Origin of the sequence: Microbacterium sp., assembly GCF_043427715.1 — a bacterium.
Lineage (GTDB): Bacteria > Actinomycetota > Actinomycetes > Actinomycetales > Microbacteriaceae > Microbacterium.
Genome location: NZ_JBHWTD010000125.1, coordinates 1 through 4,209, shown reverse-complemented (window position 1 = coordinate 4,209; position 4,209 = coordinate 1). Strand labels below are relative to the sequence as shown.

Annotated in this window: 3 protein-coding genes and 1 pseudogene; all 4 read right to left on the bottom strand. The window is 67.6% G+C overall.

Translation table 11 applies throughout. The annotated features are described in order from the left end of the window. Nucleotides 1-297 (bottom strand): hypothetical protein (locus ACHFGS_RS13525; RefSeq protein WP_394289553.1); only part of this gene is annotated, 297 nt, incomplete at its 3' end. 18 nt (nucleotides 298-315) lie between these two features. Next, nucleotides 316-2,697, bottom strand: a pseudogene (rpoB, locus tag ACHFGS_RS13520) (DNA-directed RNA polymerase subunit beta); the annotation flags it as partial. 507 nt (nucleotides 2,698-3,204) lie between these two features. Next, nucleotides 3,205-3,786, bottom strand: a complete 582-nt coding sequence (locus ACHFGS_RS13515; RefSeq protein ID WP_394289552.1) for a hypothetical protein — start codon at nucleotides 3,784-3,786, stop codon at nucleotides 3,205-3,207. Nucleotides 3,787-3,833: 47 nt separating this feature from the next. Further along, nucleotides 3,834-4,209 (bottom strand): biotin-dependent carboxyltransferase family protein (locus tag ACHFGS_RS13510; RefSeq protein WP_394289551.1); only part of this gene is annotated, 376 nt, incomplete at its 5' end.

The window sequence follows — 4,209 nt, the reverse complement described above, 5'->3', positions numbered from 1 at the left end:
CGTGTTGATCCGCTCCATTTCGGCTATTTTTGTACGCATGTCCTCGATGGCGGCGTGTCGTTCTGCGTCATGCGCTTCAAGCTGCTTTTCCTGTTCTGTCAACGACGCCAGCGTCGTATCGAGCTCCTCGCGCGAGGCTGTGAGGCGCAAAATCGCAGTATGCGCTTCGTCCGCTTCGCGTTTGTGCGTCTGCATCACGACTTGGGCCTTTTCCAGCTTTTCGTTGGCCAGCTCGACAGCGCGCTCCAACGGCGCTTGTTCTTGGAGCAGGCGCTCCAAGGCGCTCAGCTCGGTCACACCCTTGGGCGTGACCTAGCCGACGAGGATGTCGCCGGGGCGGACCTCGGCGCCGATGCGGATGATGCCGCGCTCGTCGAGGTCCTTCAGCAGGTCGGGGCTGACGTTGGGGAGGTCACGGGTGATCTCCTCCTTGCCGAGCTTGGTGTCGCGCGCGTCGACCTCGTACTCCTCGATGTGGATCGAGGAGAGGGTGTCGTTCTTGACGAGCTCCTGGCTGAGGATGATCGCGTCCTCGAAGTTGTGACCCTCCCACGTCATGAAGGCGACGAGGAGGTTCTTGCCGAGGGCGAGCTCGCCGTCCTCGGTGGCGGGACCGTCGGCGATGACCTCGCCGGCTTCGACGCGCTCGCCGGCGGAGACGACCACGCGCTGGTTGTACGACGTGCCCTGGTTGGAGCGATCGAACTTGCGGAGGAAGTAGTCCTGCGTGCCACCCTCGTCGAGCTGAACCGTGACGACATCGGCGGAGACCTCGGAGACGACACCGGCCTTCTCGGCGGTGATCACGTCACCCGCATCGATGGCGGCGTAGCCCTCCATACCCGTTCCGACGATCGGCGACTCGCTGCGCAGCAGCGGGACGGCCTGACGCTGCATGTTCGCACCCATGAGGGCGCGGTTCGCGTCGTCGTGCTCGAGGAAGGGGATGAGCGAGGTCGCGACCGACACCATCTGGCGCGGCGAGACGTCCATGTAGCCGATCTCGTCGGCGGGGAAGAGGTCGACCTCGCCACCCTGCCCGCGACGGGCGAGGATGCGCTCGTTGACGAACGTGCCGTCCTTCTTCAGCTCGGCACCGGCCTGGGCGACGATGTAGTCGCTCTCCTCGGCCGCCGTGAGGTAGTCGATCTGCTCGGTGACCTTGCCGCCGACGACCTTGCGGTACGGCGTCTCGATGAAGCCGAACGCGTTGATGCGCGCGAACGAGGCAAGCGAACCGATCAGACCGATGTTCGGGCCTTCCGGCGTCTCGATCGGGCACATGCGGCCGTAGTGCGACGGGTGGACGTCGCGGACCTCGACGCCGGCACGCTCACGCGAGAGGCCGCCGGGGCCGAGCGCCGAGAGGCGACGCTTGTGGGTCAGACCCGCGAGAGGGTTGTTCTGGTCCATGAACTGCGACAGCTGCGAGGTGCCGAAGAACTCCTTGATCGCCGCCACGACGGGACGGACGTTGATCAGGGTCTGCGGCGTGATCGCCTCGATGTCCTGCGTGGTCATGCGCTCGCGGACGACGCGCTCCATGCGCGACAGACCGGTGCGGACCTGGTTCTGGATGAGCTCGCCGACGGCGCGGATGCGACGGTTGCCGAAGTTGTCGATGTCATCGACGTCCAGGCGGATCTCGGCGGGCTTGCCGCCGCGGACGCCGTCGTAGCTGACGTCACCGCGGTGGAGGCGCACGAGGTACTTGATCGTCGCGACGATGTCCTCGACGGTCAGCACCGAGTCGCTCAGCGGCTTGTCGATGCCGAGCTTCTGGTTGATCTTGTAGCGACCCACCTTGGCCAGGTCGTAGCGCTTCGCGTTGAAGTAGAAGTTGTCCAGCAGCGCGCGGGCAGCCTCGGCGGCGACCTGCTCGCCCGGACGGAGCTTGCGGTAGATGTCGCGGAGCGCGTCCTCCTTGGTGAGGATCGTGTCCTTCTCGAGGGTCTCCTCGATCGAGCTGAAGCCGGCGAACTCCTCACGGATGTCCTCCGTGGTCAGGCCGAGGGCCTTGAGGAAGACGGTGACCGACTGCTTGCGCTTGCGGTCGATGCGGACGCCGACCTGGTCGCGCTTGTCGATCTCGAACTCGAGCCAGGCGCCACGGCTGGGGATGACGCGAGCCGAGACGATGTCCTTGTCGCTGGTCTTGTCGGGCGTCTTGTCGAAGTAGACACCGGGCGAACGGACGAGCTGCGAGACGACGACGCGCTCGGTGCCGTTGATGATGAACGTGCCGCGCGCGGTCTGCAGCGGGAAGTCGCCCATGAAGACGGTCTGCGTCTTGATCTCACCGGTGAGGTGGTTCATGAACTCGGCCTCGACGTACAGCGGGGCGGCGTAGGTCTTGCCGCGCTCCTTGCACTCCTCGATCGAGTACTTCTCCGGCTCGAGGTACGGGTTCGTGAACGAGAGCTGCATGGTCTCGCCCAGGTCCTCGATCGGCGAGATCTCCTCGAAGATCTCCTCGAGGCCGCTGATCTCGGGGACGTCGGTGCGACCGGCGGCCTGAGCCTCGGCGACGCGCGCCTTCCACGCCTCGTTGCCGACGAGCCAGTCGAACGACTCGGTCTGCAGCGCAAGAAGGTCAGGGACCGTCAGCGTGTCGGAGATCTTGGCGAACGAGAGGCGGGATGCTCCGCGGCCGTTCTTGGGGGTGGTGGTGGGAGTTGCGTTGCGCGCAGCAGCCAAGGGAATTACCTCCGTGAGCCCGGGGAGGGCTGGTTTTCCTTGTCGTCAGGTGGAGTACTCCCCAATCCGACGCCTGCGGCGCGCGCCGACGCGGAACGTCGGGGGCGCAGGCACAAGCCGACCACCATATGAGGGCAAGTAGAGGGGAGCGCAACTACCCACTATAGAACAGCCGACGCGCCGTGTCCACCCGGATCGTTGACGAGTTCGGGATGCTGCGGTATAACCGCGCGCCGCTCCCGGATCCCGCCGGAGGGGCGGGGAAGCGGCATCCACTCGAGGCCTCCGGCCGACGGTCTCGGGACTGCTCCACCGGCTCGGGGTGGAGGGCCCGAGCCGGTGGAGCCGGCGCCACGCGCTCCCGAATGCGCAGGCGCCGAACCCGAATCGACACCACCGGAATGAGGTGCGGAGTGTCGCCTTCGAGCCTAGGCCGAGCGGCCGCCGCTGCAAGGGGAAAAGCCCGATCGGTCGATGAGATCTCTCTCATCCGGCGCGGGATGAGGTTCAGTTCCAGGTCCAGGTGGCGAGGACGGATGCCGCGAGCTCATCGCGCTCCGCCTGCGAGACGTCGGGACTGAACGAGAACGTCGCGATGTGGGTCTGGCCGGCGTCGGTGAGGTAGTACTGATCGATCGTGTACGAGATGTCCTCGGCCGTGAATCCGGCCGTGAGGTGGGCGGATTCGCCCCCCGCGGCGGTGACGCGATCGAGCGCCGTGACATCGGTCGCCCCCGCGGCCTCGAGTTCGGCGATGCCGGCGGTCTCGACCTGCTCGGGGGTGATCTCGCCCGCCGGAGAGCTGATGACGTTCAGGTTGTCGGTGAAGCCGTCGTCGAGATCGGTGAGGTCGGCCACGAACATGCTCTCGTCGTAGCCCTCGGGGGCTTCGTCCGGGTAGCCCCAGCCCTCGGGCGCCTGGAAGGTGTAGGCCTCGCCGGTGACCGTCTCCCCCGTGGCCGGCGAGACCGACGGAGCGGACGCGACATCCTCCGGAGCCGGAGCGGAGTCGCCCGTGCACCCGGTCATCGCCAGGAGCGCGACGAGCGTGAGCGGGGCGACCGAGCGTGAGATGAGGGTGAGAGACATGGCCACGACCCTACGCGTCCGGGGTGACATCGGGCTGGGGGCGGCTCTCAGCGGGCGGGCCGGAACCGCACGCGGGAACCGGGCCGGGCCTGCGCGAGCAGGTCGCGGCCGGCGTCGGTGACGACGGCGATCACGGGGTAGCCTCCGGTGACCGGGCCGTCGGGGCCGAGGACGACCGGCAGCCCGTTCGGCGGCACCTGCACGGCGCCGGGGACCATGCCCTCGCTCGGCAGCTCACCGGGATGCGTGCGCACGAGCGGTGGCCCGTCGAGGCGGATGCCGACCCGGTCGGCGTCCGCCGACACCGACCAGACCGCGTCGAAGAGCTGCGCGTACGCCTGCGGCGAGAACCAGTCCGCGCGCGGTCCGGGCGCGAGCGGGATCGCGAGCGCCGCGGGCGGGGGTCCCCACGGATGCAAGAGA